Here is a 3445-nt window from a genome sequence, read left to right on the forward strand (position 1 = left end):
CCCGCCGCCCCGTCCGCTCCCCGCGAGGGACTTCCTGAAGGCCCCGATCTGATGCGCACGCTCTGTCTCCGAGGACCCGGCTCGCCGGCCTCCGGTGCGCTGCGCGGGCTGCGGGCCGGGCTTCTGGCGGTGCTGTGCGTGTGGCTGCCGCTGGCCGGGCACGTGCTGTCGCAGGGGCACACGCCCCGGTGGATCATTGTGGCCGCGATGGCGGCGGTCGCCGTACCAGGCGCGGCAGTCCTGACGCGATATCGGCTGACCGACACCCAGCTGCTGGGCGTGCTCGCCCTCGCGCAGCTCGCCTACCACGCCGCCTACTCCCTGCCAGGAGCCTGCGCGGCGGTGACCGGGCAGGACAGCGCCTTCGGTGGTCTGTCCTGGCTGGTGGAACATGAAGCGGTCGCCGGGCCGCCGCCCGGGGTGCTGCTGGCCGGGCACCTGGTCACGCTGCTGCTCGCCGCCCGCCTGCTGGGCATCACGGAGCGGCTGCTGTGGCAGAGCAGGCCGCTGCTGGCGGCTGTGGGGCGTCTGCTGCTGTTCCTCTGGCCGCTCCTGAACGGTCGTCACGGCACCGGGCCGCAGGCCGTGTTCGCCGAGAGCACCTCACCGCTGGTGTCGGCGCTGCTGGTGCGGCTACACGAGGGAAGGGCTCCCCCGCGCCACGGGCACAGTCCGTTCGCCCTTTTCCGGCCGACGCCGATCGGCGCTCCCTGCATGCCCTGACGGGCCTGACGCGAGGACCGCCCGGCGGGCCGGTTCCGCCATCCCTGGCGGCCGAGTCGCCGGGGGATACAGAGAGTCCCGCGTCATGAAAGTCCCCGACCGGCGTGCCGCCCGCACGGCGGCCCGCACCCTCGTCGTACCCGCCGCCCTGGCAGTCCTGGCCGTCACCGCCCCGCAGGCTGCCGCCCACACCGAACTCGACACCAGCAGCCCGGACGCGAACGCCACGCTCGCCGGACTGCCCCCGCGCGTCACGCTGACCTCCAGCGACGCGATGACCCAGAAGTACGCCAAGATCGCCGTCACCGCGCCGGACGGCAAGCCGGCCGCGACGGGCGAGCCGCAGGTCTCGGGCAAGGCGGTCACGCTCGCCCTCGACACCGGCTCCCCTGCCGGGCGCTACACGGTGGGATACCGGGTCGTCTCGGCCGACGGACATCCCGTCTCGGGCTCGTACACCTTCACCGTCCAGGCGACGGGCAGCTCCAGTCCGTCGCCGCGTTCCACAGAGGCGGCCAATGCGCCGGCTCGGGAGACCGAGGCGGATGCGGCTGCTGGGGAGTCTTCCGACGCGGGCGTCACCATGCTCATCGGTGCCGGTGTGCCGGCGCTCGCCGTGGCGGCCGCGGGCGGGTATGTGGCGCGGCGGAAGCGAGCCGGTCATGGCCACTGAGACCACCAAGACCCGGCGGCTGCCGCAGCTGCCCCTCGTGCTGGCCGCATCGGTCGGCGTCGCCGTCGCGGTGACGGTCGTCGCCGTGTGGGCCGGTGGCGGCGCGGCAGTCGAGATCCCCGGCATTCCGGATGCCGGGGCGGTGACCGCCTGGGGACTGCCCGTTGCCCGTACGGTCGCGGACGCGGCCGCGGTGGCCACCGTCGGCGCGCTGCTGTTGGTCGTCGTCCTGCTGCCGGGCGGCAAGAAGCTCAGCAACACGCAGCTGCGCTATCTCAACTGGGCTGCGGCAGCGGCGGCATTGTGGGCGGCCGCGTCGGCCGCCGCGCTGGTGTTCACGCTCTCGGACCTGTTCGCCCAGCCCGTCGCAGAGGTCGCTTCCGCAGCGGTCCTGGCGGACTTCGTCACGACCGACGCCCAGGGACGCTCATACGCCCTGATGACGGCCGCCGCCGGAATGATCGCGACGCTCTGCGTGGGCATCGGCACCGCGCGCTGGGCACGCCTGGCTCTCCTGGTCGCGCTCGCCGGACTGCTGCCGCCGGTCTTCACCGGGCACTCCTCGGCGGCGGGCAACCACGACGCGGCGGTCACCAGCCTCGCCCTGCATCTGGTCGGCGTGGCCCTGTGGGTCGGTGGCTTGGTCTTCGTCCTCGTGGTCGCCGCGCGCCGCGAGCACGAGGCGGCGGACGCGGCCCGGCGCTTCAGCCCGCTCGCCGCAGGAGCCCTGCTCGCGGTCGCGGCCAGCGGGATCGTCAACACCGCGGTCCGCCTCCCGTCCATGAGTGACGTGTTCACCGGCCGGTACGGGCTGATGGTGCTGACCAAGGCGGTGGCGCTTGCCGTACTGGGCGGCATCGGCTGGTGGCACCGCCACCGCACGCTGCCCGCCCTGAAGCACGGCATACGGCGGGCATTCGTCCGTCTCGCGGCCGGTGAACTCCTCCTCATGGCCGCCGTGATGGGCCTCGCCGTCGGCCTGTCGCGCACCCCGGCACCCGGCGCCACAGAAGCGGCGCTCTCCCCCACCGAGGAACTGCTGGGCTTCCCCATGCCTCCGCCACTCGGCGACTTCCCCTGGACCCCGCTGTTCACCCAGTGGCACTTCGACCCGCTGTTCGCGTTCGGCACCGCGGCCGCCGCCCTGCTGTACCTGGCGGGCGTGCGCAAGCTGCGGGCCCGCGGCGACAAGTGGCCCGTCGGACGCACCATTTCGTGGCTGCTGGGTCTGGCGGTGACCGTGCTGGCGACCATGAGCGGGCTCGCGGTCTACGGCAAGGTGCTGTTCAGCGTGCACATGGGCCAGCACATGATCCTCGCGATGACCGTGCCGATCCTGCTCGTTCTCGGCGCACCCGCCACACTCGCCCTGCGCGCCTTGCCCCGCGCCCCCAAGGGCGAGCCGGACGGCCCGCGGGAGATGTTGATGAAGCTCCTGCACAGCCGCTACGTGAAGGTCATCTCGCATCCGGTGGTGGCGAGCGTGCTGTTCATCGGCAGCGCCTTCGTCGTCTACTACTCCTCGCTCTTCGAGACTCTGATGAGCAGTCATCTGGGCCACCTGTTCATGCTGGTGCATTTCCTGGCCGTCGGACTGCTGTTCTTCTGGGTCGTCATCGGCATCGACCCCGGGCCGGCCCGACCACCCCATCTGGGACGGCTCTTCGTACTGATCCTGACGATGCCCTTCCACTCCTGGTTCAGCATCTCGCTGATGAGTTCCAGCGCGCTGATCGGCGAGGGCTGGTGGTCGGCGCTGGAGCGGCCCTGGGTCGAGTATCCGATGGACGACCAGTACGACGCCGGCGCCATCGCCTGGGCCACCGGCGACATCCCCGTACTGATCACCACGATCATCCTGGCCATCCAGTGGGTCCGCTCCGACCAGCGCGAGGCCCGCCGCGTCGACCGGAAGATCGACCGCGGCGACGGCAACGACCCGCTGGCCGCCTACAACGCCTACCTGGCGAGCCTGCACGCCCGCGACCGCCGCCCCACCCGGCCGGTGCGACCACCGCGTACCCCCGACAACACCGGCGAGACCGCGGC

Annotated in this window: 3 protein-coding genes; all 3 read left to right on the forward strand. The window is 72.4% G+C overall.

All coding sequences use genetic code 11. The features are described from left to right. The coding region (locus G5C60_RS50035; protein WP_338146159.1) for a hypothetical protein at positions 1-723 on the forward strand (723 nt) is incomplete at its 5' end. 85 nt (positions 724-808) lie between these two features. After that, complete coding sequence (locus G5C60_RS50040; RefSeq protein WP_165270877.1) at positions 809-1396, forward strand: copper resistance CopC family protein; 588 nt, start codon at positions 809-811, stop codon at positions 1394-1396. After that, positions 1386-3445: bifunctional copper resistance protein CopD/cytochrome c oxidase assembly protein (locus G5C60_RS50045; RefSeq protein ID WP_165270879.1), on the forward strand; the 2060-nt coding region annotated here is incomplete at its 3' end. The genes G5C60_RS50040 and G5C60_RS50045, both read left to right, overlap by 11 nt.

The sequence above is a fragment of the Streptomyces scabichelini genome (genome assembly GCF_011045015.1).
Lineage (GTDB): Bacteria > Actinomycetota > Actinomycetes > Streptomycetales > Streptomycetaceae > Streptomyces > Streptomyces scabichelini.